This window comes from Streptosporangium sp. NPDC002544 (genome assembly GCF_040295965.1).
Classification (GTDB): Bacteria; Actinomycetota; Actinomycetes; order Streptosporangiales; family Streptosporangiaceae; genus Streptosporangium.
The window spans coordinates 198,057-216,250 of sequence record NZ_JBEOWJ010000012.1; the positions used below are offsets into that span (position 1 = coordinate 198,057).

The 18,194-nt window shown below is 70.8% G+C and carries 17 protein-coding genes; 12 read left to right on the forward strand and 5 right to left on the reverse strand.

Going from position 1 to position 18,194, the window contains the following annotated elements; genetic code table 11:
- Positions 1-7 precede the first annotated feature (7 nt).
- Entirely contained in the window at positions 8-523 is a 516-nt protein-coding gene (locus ABT061_RS20570) for a methyltransferase family protein (protein WP_350919924.1), read from the reverse strand.
- Positions 524-866: 343 nt separating this feature from the next.
- Here ABT061_RS20570 and ABT061_RS20575 point away from each other — a divergent pair, with 343 nt between their 5' ends.
- From ABT061_RS20575 to ABT061_RS20600, 6 genes are all read left to right on the forward strand, one after another.
- Positions 867-4,754 (forward strand): Pls/PosA family non-ribosomal peptide synthetase, encoded by a 3,888-nt coding sequence (locus ABT061_RS20575; RefSeq protein ID WP_350919927.1) that lies wholly within the window; start codon positions 867-869, stop codon positions 4,752-4,754.
- Positions 4,755-4,786: 32 nt separating this feature from the next.
- A complete protein-coding gene (locus ABT061_RS20580) occupies positions 4,787-6,079 on the forward strand; it encodes a M1 family metallopeptidase (protein ID WP_350919930.1) in 1,293 nt (430 codons plus the stop codon).
- A 54-nt stretch (positions 6,080-6,133) separates the two neighbouring features.
- Positions 6,134-6,448, forward strand: coding sequence for an L-rhamnose mutarotase (locus tag ABT061_RS20585; RefSeq protein ID WP_350919933.1), 315 nt, complete (start codon positions 6,134-6,136; stop codon positions 6,446-6,448).
- Between the two features lie 61 nt (positions 6,449-6,509).
- Entirely contained in the window at positions 6,510-6,911 is a 402-nt protein-coding gene (locus tag ABT061_RS20590; RefSeq protein WP_350919936.1) for a ribosomal maturation YjgA family protein, read from the forward strand.
- A 33-nt stretch (positions 6,912-6,944) separates the two neighbouring features.
- Entirely contained in the window at positions 6,945-7,754 is an 810-nt protein-coding gene (locus ABT061_RS20595; protein WP_350919939.1) for an Fpg/Nei family DNA glycosylase, read from the forward strand.
- A gap of 244 nt (positions 7,755-7,998) precedes the next feature.
- A complete protein-coding gene (locus ABT061_RS20600) occupies positions 7,999-9,441 on the forward strand; it encodes an FG-GAP-like repeat-containing protein (RefSeq protein ID WP_350919942.1) in 1,443 nt (480 codons plus the stop codon).
- A gap of 131 nt (positions 9,442-9,572) precedes the next feature.
- Here the strand turns inward: ABT061_RS20600 and ABT061_RS20605 are convergent, their stop codons facing one another.
- Positions 9,573-10,427, reverse strand: a complete 855-nt coding sequence (locus ABT061_RS20605; RefSeq protein WP_350919945.1) for a tryptophan 2,3-dioxygenase — start codon at positions 10,425-10,427, stop codon at positions 9,573-9,575.
- 149 nt (positions 10,428-10,576) lie between these two features.
- Between ABT061_RS20605 and ABT061_RS20610 the strand changes: the two genes are divergently transcribed.
- Positions 10,577-11,002: an Lrp/AsnC family transcriptional regulator gene (locus ABT061_RS20610; RefSeq protein WP_211263939.1), complete on the forward strand. Its 426-nt coding sequence runs from the start codon at positions 10,577-10,579 to the stop codon at positions 11,000-11,002.
- 14 nt (positions 11,003-11,016) lie between these two features.
- On the opposite strand, the gene ABT061_RS20615 is transcribed toward ABT061_RS20610, so the two are convergent.
- The gene (locus ABT061_RS20615) at positions 11,017-12,129 is read right to left on the reverse strand and encodes an alpha/beta hydrolase (RefSeq protein ID WP_350919948.1); all 1,113 of its coding nucleotides are present in this window, start codon (positions 12,127-12,129) and stop codon (positions 11,017-11,019) included.
- A gap of 260 nt (positions 12,130-12,389) precedes the next feature.
- On the opposite strand from ABT061_RS20615, the gene ABT061_RS20620 reads away from it, so the two are divergent.
- The 3 genes from ABT061_RS20620 to ABT061_RS20630 all read left to right on the forward strand — a co-directional run bounded on the left by ABT061_RS20620 (position 12,390) and on the right by ABT061_RS20630 (position 14,385).
- Positions 12,390-12,947 carry a GNAT family N-acetyltransferase gene (locus ABT061_RS20620; RefSeq protein WP_350919951.1) on the forward strand — a complete coding sequence of 186 codons (558 nt, stop codon included), beginning with the start codon at positions 12,390-12,392 and terminating at the stop codon, positions 12,945-12,947.
- 135 nt (positions 12,948-13,082) lie between these two features.
- Complete coding sequence (locus ABT061_RS20625; RefSeq protein WP_350919954.1) at positions 13,083-13,910, forward strand: sirohydrochlorin chelatase; 828 nt, start codon at positions 13,083-13,085, stop codon at positions 13,908-13,910.
- A gap of 67 nt (positions 13,911-13,977) precedes the next feature.
- On the forward strand, positions 13,978-14,385 hold the full coding sequence (locus ABT061_RS20630) for a nitroreductase family deazaflavin-dependent oxidoreductase (RefSeq protein WP_350919957.1): 408 nt from the start codon (positions 13,978-13,980) through the stop codon (positions 14,383-14,385).
- A gap of 89 nt (positions 14,386-14,474) precedes the next feature.
- On the opposite strand, the gene pgeF is transcribed toward ABT061_RS20630, so the two are convergent.
- Entirely contained in the window at positions 14,475-15,161 is a 687-nt protein-coding gene (pgeF, locus tag ABT061_RS20635; protein ID WP_350920069.1) for a peptidoglycan editing factor PgeF, read from the reverse strand.
- A 96-nt stretch (positions 15,162-15,257) separates the two neighbouring features.
- Here pgeF and ABT061_RS20640 point away from each other — a divergent pair, with 96 nt between their 5' ends.
- Entirely contained in the window at positions 15,258-15,623 is a 366-nt protein-coding gene (locus tag ABT061_RS20640; RefSeq protein WP_350919960.1) for a PH domain-containing protein, read from the forward strand.
- Between the two features lie 8 nt (positions 15,624-15,631).
- Here ABT061_RS20640 and glgA read toward each other — a convergent pair whose 3' ends face one another.
- Complete coding sequence (gene glgA / locus ABT061_RS20645) at positions 15,632-16,831, reverse strand: glycogen synthase (protein WP_350919962.1); 1,200 nt, start codon at positions 16,829-16,831, stop codon at positions 15,632-15,634.
- 49 nt (positions 16,832-16,880) lie between these two features.
- Between glgA and glgC the strand changes: the two genes are divergently transcribed.
- A complete protein-coding gene (glgC, locus tag ABT061_RS20650; RefSeq protein ID WP_350919965.1) occupies positions 16,881-18,107 on the forward strand; it encodes a glucose-1-phosphate adenylyltransferase in 1,227 nt (408 codons plus the stop codon).
- Positions 18,108-18,194 lie beyond the last annotated feature (87 nt).

Genomic DNA, 18,194 nt, shown 5'->3' on the forward strand with positions numbered 1-18,194 from the left:
CCGGGGATCAGGGGTGGTAGGCGCGCGTACGGGGCCACCAGCCGGGCACGGCCGCGTGGTACCTCTCGTAGTCGGTGCCGAACCTGCGGCGCAGACTCGGCTCCTCGTACCAGCGGACGAACGCGACGACGGCCGCGGCCGTGACGGCGCCGTACAGCAGCAGGACGGGCCGGCCCAGGAGCAGCGCCTGCCCGCCGATCGTCGCGAGGACGGCCACGTACATCGGATTCCTGACGTATCTGTACAGACCTCCGATGACCAGGCGCTCGGGCGGTGCGACCGGGGCGGGAGTGCCCAGCCCCTCCACTACGAACCCGACGAATGCCCTGACCAGCACCACGACCCCGGCGACGACGAATGACGCGCCGATGAGGCGTAGCGAGACCGTGCCCCAGGACGGCGCCGCCGGCATCGGGTCCGCCGTCTCCCACCGGGTGATCCACCAGGGTACGAACCCGGCCACGGTGCCCGGCGCCAGCGCGAAGAAGATCGTGCTTCCGAGGGCCGCGGGTGTCCTGCGCACAGCGTCACACTCCCGTGTCACGACCGGCCGCCGACAACACCATCGACAGCACCGCCGACAGCGCGGCCACCGTTCGCCGCAGAAAATTCACTATGCGTTGAGTTTAAGCTCGTGCCAGAAGGGCGTCAACGGGCGCGACGCGGACCCCTGGCCAATGCCACCGACTCGCGGTCCCGCACCGCATGGACACGGTGCGCACCCCGCTTCGAGCGGCCGACCAGCCGGAATGCGATCTGAAAGGCGGGGTTCACACGACGTACAACCAGGCACCCGGAATGCGTTAACCCCGTGCGCATAGGCTGTTCCGCGGCCGGAAGGGCCTCACACCACATGGGGGAAGACCGTGAGTCCGTTACCAGCCGACACCGACGTGCCAGCGCGGGCGCTCCTGCCGGGAGGGACCGCGCCGCAGGCCAGGACGCTGCTGGACATCCTCGACCAGACCACGCGGCGCCACCCCCACGCGGCCGCGCTGGACGACGGGCGGACCCGTCTCGACTACACCGGCCTGCGGGCCGAGGCCGGGCGGATGGCCCTGGAGCTGCGGGCCGCCGGGGTCGGGCGCGGCGACCGGGTCGGGGTGCGGATCCCCTCGGGCACCGTCGGTCTGTACGTCGCGATCGTCGCCGTGCTCACCGCGGGCGCCGCCTACGTACCGGTCGACGCCGACGACCCCGACGAGCGGGCCGAGCTGGTCTTCGGCGAGGCGGGAGTCCGCGCCGTCATCGTCGACGGCGGGAAGATCATCCCCTACGACGACCCCGGCGTCTCCCCTCTCGACGGCGGTCCGGCACACGACCTGGCACACAGCCCGGCCGTCCCGTCTCACGGCGACGGTGGGCGGCCCGGCCCCGAGGACGACGCGTGGATCATCTTCACCTCGGGATCTACGGGAAAGCCCAAGGGCGTGGCGGTGACCCATCGCAACGCGGCGGCGTTCGTCGACGCCGAGGCGCGGCTGTTCCTCGCCGGGGAGCCCATCGGGCCCGGTGACCGGGTGCTGGCGGGGCTCTCGGTCGCGTTCGACGCCTCCTGCGAGGAGATGTGGCTGGCCTGGCGGCACGGCGGCTGCCTGGTGGCGGCACCGCGGGCGCTGGTGCGCGCCGGCATGGACCTGGGACCGTGGCTGGTCGACATGGGCATCACGGTCGTGTCGACAGTACCGACCCTGGCCGCGCTCTGGCCGGTCGAGACGCTCGACGACGTACGGCTGCTGATCTTCGGCGGTGAGGCGTGCCCGCCGGAGCTCGCCGAGCGTCTGGCCGTGCCGGGGCGCGAGGTGTGGAACACCTACGGCCCGACCGAGGCGACGGTGGTGGCGTGCGCGGCGCCGCTGACCGGGGAGGGGCCGGTGCGGATCGGGCTGCCGCTGGCGGGCTGGGATCTGGCCGTCGTCGGCAAGGACGGTGAGCCGGTGGCCATGGGCGAGACCGGGGAACTGGTCATCGGCGGGGTCGGGCTCGCCAGATACCTGGACCCGGCCAAGGACGCCGAGAAGTACGCCCCGCTCGGATCGCTCGGCTGGGAGCGCGCCTACCGCAGCGGCGACCTGGTACGGGCCGAGCCGCAGGGACTGCTCTTCGTCGGGCGGGCGGACGAGCAGATCAAGCTCGGCGGCCGCAGAATCGAGCTGGGCGAGGTCGACGCGGCCCTGCGGGCGCTGCCCGGGGTCGCCGGGGCGGCCGCGGCGGTCCGCACGACCGGTGGCGGGCACCAGCTGCTCGTCGGCTATGTCATACCCGGCGAGGAGTTCGACCAGCAGGACGCCAGGGACCGCCTCCGCCACACCCTGCCCGCCGCGCTGCTCCCCCGGATCGCTCTGGTGGACGACCTGCCGACGCGTACCTCCGGGAAGATCGACAGGGATGCCCTGCCCTGGCCGCTGCCCAAGAGGTCCGGCCCGGCCCCTACCGGGGTGCCGGACGTCGACCCGTGGGTGGCCGAGTGCTGGCTGGACATCCTCGGCGGCGTCGAGGGCGACTTCTTCGCCGAGGGCGGCACCAGCCTCGCGGCGGCCAGGCTGGTCTCGGCGCTGCGGACCCGCTACCCCGCAGTCACCGTCGGCGACGTCTACGACAACCCGACGCTGCCCCGGCTCGCCGGGCACCTGTCGGCACTCGACGCGCCGGAGATCGTGACCACCGACCGGATCGTCACGCCGGTGCCGCGCCGTGCCGCGATCGCGCAGACGGTGCTCACCATCCCGCTGCTCACCGTCGGCGCGCTGCGCTGGGTGGTGGCGCTGGCCGCGCTGAACAACCTGGTGGGCCTGCCCTGGGCCCCGGCCGTCTCGTGGTGGTGGGTGCTCGCGGGCGCGCTGCTGTTCGTCAGCCCCGCCGGGCGGATCGCGCTGGCCGCGGGCGGCGCCCGGCTGCTGCTGCGCGGGCTGAAACCCGGCACCTACCCCCGAGGCGGCGGCACGCATCTGCGGCTCTGGTTCGCCGAGCAGCTCGCCGAGCGGCTCGGCGTGGGCGAGGTGTCCAGCGCCCCGTGGCTCACCCACTACGCGCGGGCGCTCGGCGCCCAGGTCGGCGATGACGCGGACCTGCACTCGATGCCGCCGATAACCGGGATGCTCAAGCTGGGCAAGTACGCGGCGGTCGAACCCGAGGTCGACCTGAGCGGCTACTGGATCGACGGCGACCGGGTACGTGTCGGCGAGATCAAGATCGGCGCCTCCGCCACGGTCGGCGCCCGCACCACCCTGTTCCCCGGCGCGAAGATCGGCAAGAACGCCCAGGTCGCGCCCGGCTCGGCGGTGGCGGGTTCGGTGCCGTCCGGGGAGCGCTGGGCGGGCGTGCCCGCGAGCCGGATGGGCAAGGCCCGCCAGCCGTCGGCCGACCGTCCGCCGCGCTCGTGGCGCTGGGTCGCGGTCTACGGGCTGTCCGCGCCGGTCCTGGGCCTCTTCCCGGTGATCGCCATGCTGCCCGGCCTCGCCGTGCTGCTGCGCGGCGGCGCCCCCTCCCTGACCTCCGTCCTTTCCGGGGTGCCCGTGGCCACCGTCGTCTCCACGGCCACCCTCGTCCTGCTGACCGTTGCCTCGGTGCGGCTGCTCTCGGCCGGCCTGCATGCCGGACAGCACCCGGTGCACAGCCGCCAGGCCTGGCAGGCGTGGGCGACGGGCCTGCTGATGTCGATGGCGCGGGTCTGGCTGTTCCCGCTGTACGCGAGCATGGTCACCCCCGCCTGGCTACGCGCCTTGGGTATGAAGGTCGGCCGGGACGTGGAGCTGTCGACGGTGCTGGCGCTGCCGTCGATGACCTCCGTCGGGGACGGCGCCTTCCTCGCCGACGACACGATGGTGGCGCCGTACGAGCTGGAGGGCGGCCGACTGCGGGTCGACCATGTGCGGATCGGCAAACGCGCGTTCCTCGGCAACTCGGGGATGACCGCGCCGGGGCGCAAGGTGCCCAAGGACGGCCTGGTCGCGGTGCTGTCGGCGGCGCCGAAGAAGGCCAAGGCGGGCTCGTCCTACCTGGGCATGCCACCGGTGGAGCTGCGCAGGGCCACCGAGGAGATCGACCGGAGCCGCACCTACGATCCGCCGCCGAGACTGAAGGTCGCCCGTGCCGCGGTCGAGGTGTGCCGCGTCGTCCCGGTGATGTGCACCGTCGCCGTGGCCGTGCTCGTGGCGGCGGCCCTGGAGTGGCTGGCCAGGGCGTACGGCTTCGCGGCGGCGATCGTCCTGTCGGGCGTGGTGGTGCTGAGCGGCGGGGTACTCGCCGCGGCGGTCGCCACCGTGGCCAAGTGGGCGCTGGTGGGCCGGATCGCAGTGGGCGACCGGCCGCTGTGGAGCTCGTTCGTGTGGCGCAACGAACTGGCCGACACCTTCGTGGAGGTACTGGCCGCGCCCTGGTTCGCCCAGCGCTGGCTGGGGACGGCCCCGCTGAATGTGTGGCTGCGCTCCCTGGGCGCGCGCGTGGGCCGGGGCGTGTGGTGCGAGACGTACTGGCTGCCCGAGGTCGACCTGGTCAGCCTGGGCGATGGGGTGTCGGTGAACCGGGGATGCGTGTTGCAGACTCATCTGTTCCACGACCGCGTGATGAGCATCGATACTGTCGTCATGCGGGATGGATCGACACTCGGGCCCCACGGGGTGATCCTGCCCGCAGCGGCGATCGGGGAGAACACCACGGTTGGACCGGCCTCCCTGGTGATGCGCGGTGAGTCCGTACCCGCCGGGACCCGCTGGTTCGGCAACCCGATCGCGGCATGGGCCCAGCGGGGATAGCGCACGAAGAGAGTGGAACAGAGGAAGCCGGTGTGGTTCTGAGCACGCCCTTTACCCCCAAGTTGTACTTCCCCATGCACGGCGACGACAGCTACCGGGTGGAGCACTACGACCTGACCCTCGACTACCGGGTGGGCCCGAACCGCCTGGGTGGCGTCGCCCGGATCTCCGCCGTGGCGCTGCGGCAGCTCACCCGGCTCTCCCTCGATCTGGGTGCCCTGCGTGTGAGCGGAGTGCTGGTCGACGGCGCGCGGGTGCGCTTCACCCATCGCGGAGGCAAGCTCCACCTGTCGCCGGTCGGGCTGCGACCCGGCCCCTTCACCGTCGAGGTCCGCTACGCGGGCAGTCCCCAGCCGGTGACCAGCCACTGGGGCGGGCTCGGCTGGGAACAGCTCACCGACGGCGTCATCGTGGCCAGCCAGCCGATCGGGGCTCCGTCGTGGTTCCCGTGCAACGACCGGCCCGACGACAAGGCCACCTACCGGATCTCGGTCACCACCGCCTCCGCGTACCAGGTGATCGCCAACGGGGAGCTGGTCGCGCGGCGGCGGGCGGCCTCGACGACCACATGGGTGTACGAGCAGATCGAGCCGATGGCCTCCTACCTGGCGAGTGTGCAGATCGGCCGCTACCAGCGGGCCGAACTGGGCCCGGGGATGGAGCTGGTCTTCCCCGCCGGACACGCCTCACGGGTGCGCCACGACTTCGAGCGCCAGGGCCGGATGATGGAGGTCTTCCGCGAGCGGTTCGGCCCCTACCCGTTCGGCTCCTACACCGTGGTGGTCGTGAACGACGAGCTGGAGATCCCGGTCGAGGCACAGGGCATGTCGATCTTCGGGGTGAATCAGGTGGACGGCAGACGGGGCGAGGAGCGGCTGGTCGCCCACGAGCTGGCCCACCAGTGGTTCGGCAACAGCCTGACGGTGACCGACTGGCGCGACATCTGGCTGCACGAGGGGTTCGCCTCTTACGCGGAGTGGATCTGGTCGGAGAACTCCGGCGGCCTGTCATCCGATGACCACGCGCGCCACTGGCACCGTTTGCTCTCCGACCTCCCCCAGGACTTCGTCCTGGCCGACCCCGGTCCCCGTCGCCTGTTCGACGACCGCGTCTACCGGCGCGGCGCGCTCACCCTGCACGCGCTCCGGCGCACCATCGGCGACGATCCCTTCTTCGCGCTGCTGCGGGAGTGGACGGCCGGGCACCGCCACGGGAGCGTCACCACCGAGGCGTTCACCGCGCTGGCCACGCGCCGCACGGTGCGACCGCTGGACAAGCTGTTCGCGGGCTGGCTGCACGACCGCCGCCTGCCATCCCTTCCCTGACCTCCACACATCGGACCACTGCTATAACGGTCTACAACTTTGTGGAGGTACAACATGCGCGTCGCGCTGCACACCCGGGTCAAGCCTGGCAGGGAGTCCGAGTACGACCAGGCGCACCGGGAGGTGCCCGCCGAACTGGTCGAGGCCATCAAGCGGGGCGGCGCGCACGAGTGGACGATCTGGCGCAGCGGCCGGGACCTGTTCCACGTGATCGAGTGCGACGACTACGAGGCGCTGCTCTCGTCGCTGGCCGGCCTGCCGGTGAACATCACCTGGCAGGCCCGGATGGCCGAACTGCTCGAGGTCACGCACGACTACTCCGAGGACGGCGCGGGCAAGGGGCTGCCCGCGGTGTGGCGACTGCCCTGAGACCCGCTCCCCTCCGAACGGTGTCCGGCGCGGCCGGGGACGCGATCGCTATCGTGGGTGGATGCCTCCCGCCCTGCACACCCGTCTGCTCGCCGCGCTCGCCGCGGCCCTGACCATCGCCGCCGGGCTGACCGTCCGCGCGGTCACCGGCGGCTGGTTCGGCAAGTACGCGGGCGACGCCCTCTACACCGTGCTGGTGTACGCGCTGATCGTGCTGGTGTGGCCCCGGATCACGCCGGTGCGGGCCGCGCTCGGCGCGCTGGCGTTCAGCTGGGCGGTCGAGCTCGCCCAGCTGACACCCGTGCCGGCCGCGCTCTCCGAGGTGAGCGTGGTGGCCAGGCTGGTGCTCGGCAGCACGTTCGGCGCGGCCGACCTGGTGGCCTACGCGGCCGGGGCCGCCCTCGTCGCCTCGGCCCACACCCTGCTCAGGCGACGGCGCGAGCCGGTGACCACGCCGCCCTGAGCATCACCGGGCGGGCCGTATGATTTCGGGACCATGCCTGAAGGACACACCATTCATCGACTGGCCGAAGAGCACCGGCGGGCGTTCGGCGGCCGCGAGGTCCGCGCGGAAAGCCCCCAGGGGCGGTTCACCGCCGGGGCGCTGCGGATCGACGGGCGGGTGCTCACCGAGGCCGACGCCCACGGCAAGCACCTGCTGCTCGGCTTCGACGACGAGCGGTGGCTCCACGTCCACCTGGGCATCTACGGCAAGTACGCCTTCGGCCCGGTTCCCGTGCCCGCGCCGACCGGGATGGTGCGGCTACGCCTGAGCAATACCGGCGAGTACGCGGACCTGCGTGGCCCCAACACCTGCGAACTGCTCGACCCGGCGGGAAAGGCCGCGCTGCACGCCAGACTCGGACCCGACCCGCTGCGCGCGGACGCCGATCCCGAGTCGGCCTGGCGGCGGATCGGCCGCAGCCGCACCTCCGTGGGGGTCCTGCTGATGGACCAGTCGGTCGTCGCGGGCGTGGGGAACATCTACCGGGCCGAGGCACTGTTCCGGCAGGGCGTCGACCCGTCACGGCCCGGCCGCGACCTCACCCGCGAGCAGTGGGAGGCGATCTGGGCGGATCTGGTGCTGCTGATGGCCGACGGTGTCCGGGTGGGCCGCATCGACACGGTCAGGCCCGAGCACACTCCGGAGGCGATGGGCCGTCCGCCCCGCGTCGACGACCACGGTGGCGAGGTCTACGTCTACCGGCGTTCCGGCATGCCCTGCTTCCTCTGCGGCACCGAGGTGCGCACGCAGGTGCTCGCCGGGCGCAACCTCTTCTGGTGCCCGGCCTGCCAGACCGGCTGACGGCGCCGCACCGGGCGGCAGCGGGTTCGGGCCGCGAACCTGGGCGAGATCAAACAATCTCCAAGCGGGCACCAAGAACCGGTGGCCCTCCTGTCGTTTCCCCCTCGGCGCTCCCGCCGGGCCGACCGTCCGCGGTCGCCGGCGGCCGGTTCGGCGAGCACATGGGCGACGCCCTCCGCACCGTGCCGGTGTGGCCTAGTCATTCTTAAGTAACCGACAAGTGCTCCGGGTCACGCTGCCGATCATGAGTGCTAAAAGGATCATGGGTTCCGCGGCGTTACTCGCCCTGGCGGCGAACCTGACCGTCTCGACCGGCACCGGCACCGCCACGGCCGCGGCCGCGGCCGCGACGGCCCCGAAGAACTTCGACTTCAACGGCGACGGCTACAACGACATGGCCGTCGGCCTGCCGCAGCAGGCCGCCCCCGCCGGCAGTGCCAACACGGGCATGGTCGCCGTCCTGTACGGCGGGCCGAACGGGTTCACCGGCCAGAAGCTCCTCCGCCCCCCTACTGACTGCTCGGTCCCGACCTCCTCCGGGTCGTCCTCCGCCTGCAACTCCTGGGGGGAGCAGCTGGCGGCCGGCGACATCACCAAGGACGGCAGAACCGACCTCGTCGCAGGCAGCCGTTGGTACTCGATCGTCAACTCGTGGTCGTCCGCGGGGGTCGCCCAGAACAGGCACTACTTCACCTCCAGTCTCTACAACGGCTGGGAGAACACCGGGCTGCTGCGGGTCGGTCAGTTCGACAACCAGCCCGGAGCCGACATCGTCAAGCCGATGCGCGCGTACTACTTCTCCGGCGACGGCATGATCGGGTGGTACAACGGCGCCACGGCGGCCACCTACCAGGCCCTTCCCCCCGTCGCGAACCCGACCAGCGCGTCCGTCGTGGCGAGCGCCTCCGGTGACGTCAACGGCGACGGGAAGACGGAACTGGTGTACGTCAACGCCGGCGACACCGTCGACCTGGACGTCATGTCCCCCCCGCACACCTCCCCGCTGCAGAACGTCGTCCTCGCCTCGGCGACGCCCTCCAGCCAGAACGCCCCGCAGAAGAGCTCCCGCCTCGAGATGGGCGACGTCAACGGCGACGGCAACGACGACGTGGTCCTGGTCACCCCGAGCCTCGGCTCCCTGCAGGTCTGGTACGGCTCGCCCACCGGCCTGGCCACCACCCCGGGTTTCTCCACCAACCAGCTGACCTGGCTGAACACCGGAAGCCTCGGCAGCGACCGCGGCCTGTCCGTCGGTGACGTCAACGGCGACGGCGCCGCCGACATCGCCATCGGCGTCGCCGGCGCCACCGTCTCCGGCAAGGCCGGCGCCGGCATGGTCGCGGTGATCCCCGGCTCCGCCAACGGCCCGGTGCTCACCGGCACGCAGTACATCACCCAGGACAGCCTCGGCTCCACTCCGGCCCCCACTCCCCCGCTCGTCGACCCCGTCGGCGAGCAGTCCAAGGCGGGCGACGGCTTCGGCTACAACGTCTCGATCATCGACGTGACCGGCGACGGCAAGGGCGAGGTCATCGTCGGCACCCCCGGCAAGAACGGCAACGTCGGCATGCTGGCCGTCCTGCGCGGCTCGGCCACCGGCGTCTCCGCCACCAACGCCCAGGTCGTCCACCCCGGCGGCGTCGGCATCACCTCCGCGACCCGCTTCGGAGTGTTCCTCCTGCGCTGAGACCGGCGCACCTCCTGACCCCGAAGGACGGCCGACGGGGGCCGCGGAGACATCTCGCGGACCCCTGAGGCGTCGCCCCGCGAACCGAGGACGGCCACCGAAGAGAACTCACCGGCTCTGGTCGGGCCCACTCACATCAGGGTGCGGGCCGTCCAGAGTTCGGGGAAGACCTCCCGCCGCATGCTCCGCTCCAGCCAGCTCAGGCCGCTGGATCCGCCGGAGCCGGGCTTGGCGCCCATCGAGCGGCGTACCGCCATCAGGTGCCGGTAGCGCCAGTCGGAGAACTGCTCGGCCAGGTCGGTCAGCGTCTCGGCCAGCGGAGCGAGCGGCCCGGCGTAGACCTCGACCCAGACCGCCTCGACCTCGGCGCTTGGCTCGTACTCCGCGGCGAGGTCGCGTTCGAGCACCGAGGTGGGGATCGCGTGGCCCGCGCGGGCGAGCATGGCGAGCACCGAGTCGTAGAGGCTCGGCCGGTGCAGCGCCTCCACCAGCTCCCGGTGCGCCTCGGGGTTGCGGCGGTGCGGCCTGATGAGCGCCTCGGACTTGTTGCCGAGCAGGAACTCCACATGGCGGTAGAGCGCGGACTGGAAACCCGATCCCTCGCCGAGGGCGTCGCGGAAGGTGTTGAACTGCGCCGGGGTCAGCCAGCTCAGCGCGGCCCAGGCGGCGTTGAGCGCCTCGAAGTGCCGTACCGTGCGCCTGATCGTCCACGTCGCGGCGTTGACGTCGTCCTCGTCGAGCTGCCGCTGGGCCAGACGCCACTCCGAGCGGAGCAGCCCGAAGTAGAGCTCCATCACCTGTGTGGTGACCAGGAACGCCAGTTCCTCCGGGGCGTCGGTGACGGTGTGCTGAAGATCATGAAGGGCGGCGGTGCCCACGTATTCGTCGTAGGGCGTGCCGGCTTCGAAGCCCAGCGTCGGCAGCCCGTCGTTGGCCTCCGCGCGCGCCTTGCGGTCCTGCTCCGTGAGCTGCTTGATAGCGGTCATCGCTCCTCCTACGCCTGTACACCCCCATAGTGCTCCGTATCGGTCTGTACGAAAATAATGCAGGAAAGGTGATTATTGGGTTGTGCCTTCGGAACGGAAGGCATCAAGCAGATCAACTTACGGCATGACGGAGCGTGATCGTGGACGCGATGGACTGGGCACTGCTGGCCGAGTTGCAGCAGGACGCGCGACTGTCCTACAGCGAGCTCTCCCGGCGGGTGCACCTGTCCGCCCCGGCGGTGGCGGAGCGGGTACGGCGGCTGGAGGAGACCGGGGTGATCACCGGTTACCACGCCCGGGTCGACGCGTCACGGGCCGGGCGCGGGGTGGCCGCCCTGATCAGGATGTCGTGTTACGGCCCCCGCTGCGTGCTCCGCGACGAGCAGGCACTGGCCTGGCCGGAGATCCTTGAGGTGCACCGGGTGACCGGTGACGCCTGCTGCCTGCTGCGGGTCGTCACCTCCTCGATGACGACATTCGAGGAGATGATCGACCGGCTCGCTCCGTACGGTCACCCGTCGAGCATGATGGTGCTGTCCAGCCCCGTCCCCTGGCGCCCCCTGTCGTCCGGCTGAGACCCACCGCCGCGTCAGGTGACCTTGCCGTGCTCGGCGATCGCCCCGGCGGTGGCCCGCCAGATCGGCGACGCGGGGTCGATGACGTCGAAATGATCACCCGACATTTCGAGATATATCACCTGATCGTCTGACTCCTGAGCGGCTCGCGCGTAGCGACGGCTGAAGTCGACCAGGTCCAGGTCGTCCCCACCCCCCTGCACGATGAGCTGGGGCACTCCCAGCGGGAGCCGCTCCAGCGGCCCCGACCGCAGGTAGGTCTCGGGCACCTCGGCGGCGGATCCGCCGAGCGCCGCGGCGACCGCGCCGGAACTCATGTGCCTGCGGTCCCCCTCGGCCAGGTCGAGCACCCCCGCCAGAGAGACCGCCAGGGTGATCCGATGGTCGTCGGCGGCGGCGCGGAGGGCGAGCTGCCCGCCCGCGGAGTGGCCGATCACCACGAGCGGGCCGCGGGCGCCCTGTGCCGCCAGAGCGATGCCCCGGGCGACGTCCGCGGTGGTCGCGTCCCAGCCGTGCAGGTCGGGGCGGCGGTATTCGAGATTCCAGGCGGCGAACCCGCGCTCGGCGAGGTCGATGGCGAGCGCGTCCATCAGGTCCGCACCCCAGATCGAGCGCCAGAAACCGCCGTGCAGCAGCACCGCGACGGGTGTCTGTCCGTCGGCCTCGGGCGAGGGCGCCTGCCCCGGGGTCCCGTACGGCGGCCGTATCTCCACCCACTGGTCGGGGTGGTCACCGTAGGCGACCCGGTGCGCCGGTCGGCGCAGCCGGTGTACGGCGTGCCTGATCGCCCAGGTCAGCCCCCAGATCCCCCGCCCGTGCAGGTGGGTGCCCGACGCGCCGTCCGCCGCCCCGGGGAGCGGGGCCTCGGACTTCGTCAGGTCGAGCCAGACCGCCTCGGGATACTCGGCGAACAGGCCGCGGGCCTCCGGGTCCGGACCCGGCATGACGACCAGGGCGCCGGGAGACTCCAGCGCCGCCCGGAAGCCCGGCAGGTCGGAGGTCATCGACACCGTCCCGCCGACCCCGAGGGCCGCGAACTCACGGTCGGCCACCTCGGTGAGCAGGCGGAGGTCCGCGACCAGGCCGGGGCCGGCGACCACGAGCACATGCAGATTCGAAGGAATCATCCGCCTATTCTGCCGCATTACTCCGTGATTACGGTCTGCGGATATACACCCGTATCAGCAGTTCCTCGGCGTCGCCCAGGCAGAGCTCCGCGGGGGCCGCCGAGGCCGGGGCGAAGGCGGCGCAGGCCGACGCCGGAGTCACATGGCGTCCTGGGCCTGGGCAGGCGCAAAGCGGTGCATATAAGATCATTAAATGATGGTATGTCCGCTTATTGGAATGATCTCTAGTCCTGGAACTCCCGAGAGGTTAGCGTCTGCGCATGCGCCACGTTGAGATCTCGGGCAAGAGACTCCGGTTAAGGGAAGTCACCATCGCGGACGTGGACGCCCTGCACGCGGTATACGGCGACCCCACTGCCACCGAGCACCTGCCGTTCGACCCCCGCACCCGCGAGGAGGTCGAAGAGTCGATCATCGAGGCGATGAAGTCCTCGGAGACCGAGCCCCGGCGTCTCTACGTACTGGCGGTGACCGACCTCGACGGCTGCGAGGCCTTCGGCGTCGCCAGGCTGCACATCGAGGCCGACCACCCGCACAGCGCGGAGATCGGCCTCGGGCTCCGCCCCGACCACTGGGGCCGGGGCATCGGCACCGACCTGATCCGGCTGATCCTCGCGTTCGGCTTCCGCGATCTGCGCCTGCACCGCATCTGGGGTGCCCGCTCCCCGGCCAACACCGCCGCCCAGCTGGCGATGCTGGTCGCCGGAATGGTCGAGGAGGGCCGGATCAGGCACCACGTCCGGGCCCGCGGAGCCTGGCGCGACTCCATCGTGCACTCGGCCCTGGAGGACGAATGGGAAGGTCACCGTGATGTCTGACCTCGGAGGATCCTCCGGCCGCGCACCGAAGGGAGACACCGATGATCCCGCGCACCCCACCTTTCATAATGTTGTGACGGAAATGCCGCCGTTTCCGGTCACGGGAAGAGTCAAATGGCCCTAGAGTCCGCGCATGTGAGTGAGAGTCCCATCCTCCCCGTACGAGGGCGCCCGGTACGGCCCTCCGGCAGGCACCGCAGGCCCGTGCCTTCCCAGCTCCCGCCCGAGGCGCCGGCACTGGTGCTGGCCACGCTCGGCGACGCCTCCGGCACCGCCGCGGAGCTCGCGGCCCTCATCCGGGTGGACAACCCGCAGATCCAGGTCAGACTGGCCGGGCTCGGCGAGGACGCCAAGGAGCTGACCTCCGAACTGGAGTCAGCTGCCAGGGAACGGCCCGAGGACGCCACGGCCGCCATCGTGGTACCGCTGCTGACCGGCCCGCACCCGGTCGCGGACCGGCTGATCTCCATGGCTGTCGCGGCCAGCGGCGTGCCGGTGACGGTCACCGACCCGCTGGGGCCGCATCCGCTGCTCGCCGAGGCACTGCACATCCGGCTGTCGGAGAAGAGCCTGGCCCGGGCCGACCGGATGCGGCTGCTCAACGTCTCCAATCCGGTCGACACCCCGGTCGACGCGGTCATCCTCGCCACCGTCGGCGGAGAGAACGCGGCGGCGGAGGCACAGCCGACGGCCGTGCTGCTGGCCTCTCGGCTGACGCTGCCCGTCCTGGTCGCCTCGCTGGACAGCGCACCCGCCGTAGCCGACGCCGCCGGGCGGCTCCGCGGCATCGGCGCCCAGCGGATCGCCCTGTCCCCGTGCGTCCTGGGTCCCGAGGCGGCCCCGGGGCTCGCGAGCGCGGCGGCCGAGGAGATCGGGGCCGAGTGCGCCGACCTCCTCGGCTCCCACGACCTGATCGCGGATCTGGCCGCCCGCGCCTACGGAAGCATCCTGTCGGCGGACTGAGCGACCCGAGGTGACGGATCCCCTCTGACGGGTAATGACCTGCGTAAGTTGTCAGAGGGGACAGATCATGCTGTACGGAAAAGAACATGTTGCGCGGTACCAGGCGACCGATGGTGCAGAAGGACACGAGTGGCAGGGCACCACCACCCTGATCCTCACCACCACCGGTCGCAGGAGCGGCGAACGGCACGACACGCCGCTCATCTACCAGCGCCACGGCGACGACTTCCTCGTGGTGGCCTCCAAGGGCGGCGCCGACAACCCTCCGCTGTGGTACCTCAATCTCCAGGCCGACCCCGAGGTCGGGGTCCAGGTACTGGGCGACCGCTTCACGGCCAGGGCGCGCACCGCCACCCCGGAGGAGAAACCCGAACTCTGGCAGATCATGACGGCGGCCTGGCCCGCCTACGACGAGTACCAGACGAAGACCGGCCGGGAGATTCCGGTGGTCGTGCTGGAACGCGTCACCGCATGACCGGCGTTACGGCGACCGGCCGGGTTCCAGCACGTTCGGTCGCGCCGGCGCGCATCGCCCTGTGAGCTGGGACCGGGGTGAGAACCGGGTCAGGGCTCCAGCCAGACGTAACCCGCGAACCTGCCGGTCGTGCCCTCCCTGCGGTGCGAGAACAGGTCGGCGGTCTCGATGGTGCAGCGGGTGTCGTGGATGATCTCTCCGACACCCGCCCTGCCGAGCTGCGAGGTGATCGCGGCCCGCAGGTCCAGTGCCGGGGTGTCCCTGGAGGTGATCGACCACGCCTCGGGGAGGTGCACCGCGACCTCCTCGCGCAGCTCGGCCGGAACCTCGTAGCAGGTACCGCAGGCCATCGGGCCGATCAGGGCGGTCATCCTCGCCGGGTCCGCACCGCGCTTGGCCATCTCCTCGACCAGGGCCGTGACCACGCCGGACACGGTGCCGACCCTTCCTGAGTGCGCGGCCCCTACCAGGCCCGCCCGTGGCTCGGCCAGCAGGACGGGCGCGCAGTCGGCGCAGAGCGCGGCCAGGCCGAGACCCGGCACGTCGGTGCAGATCCCGTCCAGCGGCGGCGGATCGTCACCGAACGGCTCGCTGACGTAACGGACGTCGGCGCTGTGAACCTGCCGCATGAACACGACCCGTTCCAGGCCGAACTCGGCGGCCGTCCTGGCCCTGTTCGCCGCGACCGCGCCCGGTTCGTCACCGCACAGCCCTCCGAGGTTGCGGCTGCTGTACGGCTCGGCGCTGACGCCACCATGACGATCGGTGATCCTCATCTGAAAGTTCACGGCCCGACCTTACTCGCCCAGGAACCTCGTTCCCCGGACGTTCGTTTCACAGGAACACAGATCCCCCGAGAGATTGCGAGCGTCATGGCGGAGGTTGTGTACGACCGCAAGGAGCAGTACCAGCAGATCGCGAGCGGTCTCATGCCCGGCGAGCAGATCATCGCGGTCTACGACGCCATCGGCACGGGCACCGGCTTCCTGGGGCTCACCGACAAGCGTGTGATCGTGCAGGACAAGTCGTTCGTCGGCAAGAGGATCGCCATCACCAGCATTCCCTACTCCAGGGTCTCAGCGGTGAGCGTGGTGAGCAACAAGTCGCTCGCCGGCTCCTTCTTCTCCTCCGGTGCCATCGCCATCCACGTGGGCACCCACACCTACGAGGTGGAGTTCCGGGGCGACAACAAGGCGCACCACGTGCACAACGTGATTCTGCACTTCATCGCCGCCTGAGGAATCCCTCACCTCCCGGCGGAAGCCGTCGTCCGGCCGTCCGCGACCCGCCGGTAGAGCTCCATGGTCCGCTCGGCGATGCGCTCCCAGGAGAAGTGCTCCACCGCGCGGAGGCGCCCGGCCTCGCCCATCCGGGCCGCGAGGGCCGGGTCGGCCAGCAGCCGGTTGACCCGCTCGGCGAGGTCGGCGGCGAAGACGCCGGGATCGTGCGGGGTGCCGTCGGCCGCCTGGTCGATCGGGACCAGCAGGCCGGTGGAGCCGTCGGCCACCACCTCGGGGATGCCACCGGTGGCGGTGGCCACGACCGCGGTCTCGCAGGCCATGGCCTCCAGGTTGACGATGCCCATCGGCTCGTAGACCGAGGGGCAGACGAACACCGTCGCGTGGGTGAGAATCTGGATCACCTCGGGGCGGGGCAGCATCTCCGAGATCCAGACGACGCCCTCACGATCGAGCCCGCGCACCAGTTCGGTCACCTCGGCGGCGATCTCCGGGGTGTCGGGCGCGCCCGCGCACAGCACCAGCTGAGCGTCGGGGTTGAAGTCACGGGCCGCGTGGAGCAGGTGGACGAGGCCCTTCTGCCGGGTGATGCGCCCGACGAAGACGACGTACGGCCGGCTCGGGTCGATGCCGTGCCGGACCAGGGCGTCGGTGCCGCGGTCGGGGGCGTACTCCCCGGTGTCGATCCCGTTGTGGATCACCGTGACCCTCTCCGGCGGGATCTCGGGGTAACTCGCCAGCACGTCGCGGCGCATCCCCTCCGAGACCGCGATGATCGCGTCGGCGCCTGCCAGCGCGCCGCGTTCGGCCCACGACGACAGCGTGTAACCACCGCCCAGTTGCTCGGCCTTCCACGGCCGCAGCGGCTCCAGGCTGTGCGTGGTCACCACGTGGGGCGTTCCGTACAGCATCTTGGCCACGTGGCCGGCGAAGTTGGCGTACCAGGTGTGGCTGTGGACCAGGTCCGCGCCCTCGCATCCGGCGGCCATCTCCAGGTCGACACCGAGCACCTGGAGCGCGGCGTTGGCCGCCTCCAGGCCGCCGGGCACCCGGTAGGCCGCGACGCCCTCCTCCTGCCGTGACGCTCCGAAGCAACGGACCCGGGTGTCGGCAAGCCTGCGCAGCTCCCGGGCGAGGTACTCAACGTGGACTCCCGCACCTCCGTACACGTCGGGGGGATATTCACGGGTCAGTAGATCCACTCGCATACGATTAGCCTAGTGTTTTCATCCCTGTTCATCAGGTTAAGGTCCACACATGAGAGTCCTCGCGATCGTGCTCGCCGGCGGAGAAGGTAAGAGGCTCATGCCTCTGACAGCTGATCGAGCGAAGCCCGCGGTGCCTTTCGGGGGGATATACAGGCTCGTCGACTTCGTACTGTCCAACCTGGCCAACGGTCACTACCTTCAGATCGTCGTGCTGACGCAGTACAAGAACCACAGTCTCGACCGGCATATCTCCCGAACCTGGCGCCTGTCGGCGATGCTCGGCAACTACGTCACCCCGGTCCCCGCCCAGCAGCGTCTCGGGCCACACTGGTTCTCCGGCTCCGCCGACGCGCTGTTCCAGAACCTGAACCTGATCTACGACGAGATGCCGGACCACGTCATCGTGTTCGGCGCCGACCACATCTACCGTATGGACCCGCGGCAGATGGTGGAGCAGCACATCGAGACCGGGGCCGACGTGACCGTGGCCGCGATCCGGCAGCCGCTCTCCCTGGCCGACCAGTTCGGGGTCATCGAGGCGGACCCGGCGGGGCGGCGGATCGTCGCGTTCCGCGAGAAGCCGAAGGACGCGGTGGGCCTGCCGGACGCTCCCGACCAGGTCTACGCGTCGATGGGCAACTACGTCTTCAAGACCCAGGCGATGATCGACGCACTCAGGGAGGACGCGCTCGACCCGACGAGCAAGCACGACCTGGGCGGCAACATCATCCCGATGATGGTGAAGTCGGGCAGCGCGGAGGTCTACGACTTCGCCGACAACATCGTGCCCGGCTCCACCGAGCGCGACCGGGGCTACTGGAGGGACGTCGGAACGCTCGACGCCTACTACGAGGCCCACATGGACCTCATCTCCGCGCATCCGGTCTTCAACCTCTACAACAACCACTGGCCCATCTACACCGGTCACGATCCGCTTCCCCCGGCCAAGTTCGTGCACAACGACGGCGACCGGGTGGGCCGGGCGATCGACTCCCTGGTCTCCTCGGGCGTGATCGTCTCCGGTGGGCTGGCGGAGCGCTCGATCCTCTCCCCCGGCGTGGTGCTGCACTCCCACTCCCAGGTCGAGGACTCGGTCCTGATGGGCAACGTGAAGGTGGGCCGGGGCGCCATCATCCGCAAGGCCATCATCGACAAGAACGTGATCATCCCGGACGGCGCCAGGATCGGCTTCGATCTCGAGTACGACCGCAGCCGGTTCGCGGTGACCAGGGGCGGCGTCGTCGTCATCGGCAAGAACGAGATCGTCGAACGCTGACCCGGCCCCGCCCGGTTCGGACGACGTCGACGGTCGGGCCAGGACGCGATCCCCACCATCCACGACCTCGGCCCTGACCCGGATCCG

What these genes read in the sequence shown, in the direction of transcription:
- ABT061_RS20585 (WP_350919933.1), top strand. Translation starts at nt 6,134, where the DNA reads ATGCGCGTCGCGCTGCACACCCGGGTCAAGCCTGGCAGGGAGTCCGAG.
- ABT061_RS20590 (WP_350919936.1), top strand. Translation starts at nt 6,510, where the DNA reads ATGCCTCCCGCCCTGCACACCCGTCTGCTCGCCGCGCTCGCCGCGGCC.
- ABT061_RS20595 (WP_350919939.1), top strand. Translation starts at nt 6,945, where the DNA reads ATGCCTGAAGGACACACCATTCATCGACTGGCCGAAGAGCACCGGCGG.
- ABT061_RS20600 (WP_350919942.1), top strand. Translation starts at nt 7,999, where the DNA reads ATGAGTGCTAAAAGGATCATGGGTTCCGCGGCGTTACTCGCCCTGGCG.
- ABT061_RS20605 (WP_350919945.1), bottom strand. Translation starts at nt 10,427, where the DNA reads ATGACCGCTATCAAGCAGCTCACGGAGCAGGACCGCAAGGCGCGCGCG.
- ABT061_RS20610 (WP_211263939.1), top strand. Translation starts at nt 10,577, where the DNA reads ATGGACTGGGCACTGCTGGCCGAGTTGCAGCAGGACGCGCGACTGTCC.
- ABT061_RS20615 (WP_350919948.1), bottom strand. Translation starts at nt 12,129, where the DNA reads ATGATTCCTTCGAATCTGCATGTGCTCGTGGTCGCCGGCCCCGGCCTG.
- ABT061_RS20620 (WP_350919951.1), top strand. Translation starts at nt 12,390, where the DNA reads ATGCGCCACGTTGAGATCTCGGGCAAGAGACTCCGGTTAAGGGAAGTC.
- ABT061_RS20630 (WP_350919957.1), top strand. Translation starts at nt 13,978, where the DNA reads ATGCTGTACGGAAAAGAACATGTTGCGCGGTACCAGGCGACCGATGGT.
- pgeF (WP_350920069.1), bottom strand. Translation starts at nt 15,161, where the DNA reads ATGAGGATCACCGATCGTCATGGTGGCGTCAGCGCCGAGCCGTACAGC.
- ABT061_RS20640 (WP_350919960.1), top strand. Translation starts at nt 15,258, where the DNA reads ATGGCGGAGGTTGTGTACGACCGCAAGGAGCAGTACCAGCAGATCGCG.
- glgA (WP_350919962.1), bottom strand. Translation starts at nt 16,831, where the DNA reads ATGCGAGTGGATCTACTGACCCGTGAATATCCCCCCGACGTGTACGGA.
- glgC (WP_350919965.1), top strand. Translation starts at nt 16,881, where the DNA reads ATGAGAGTCCTCGCGATCGTGCTCGCCGGCGGAGAAGGTAAGAGGCTC.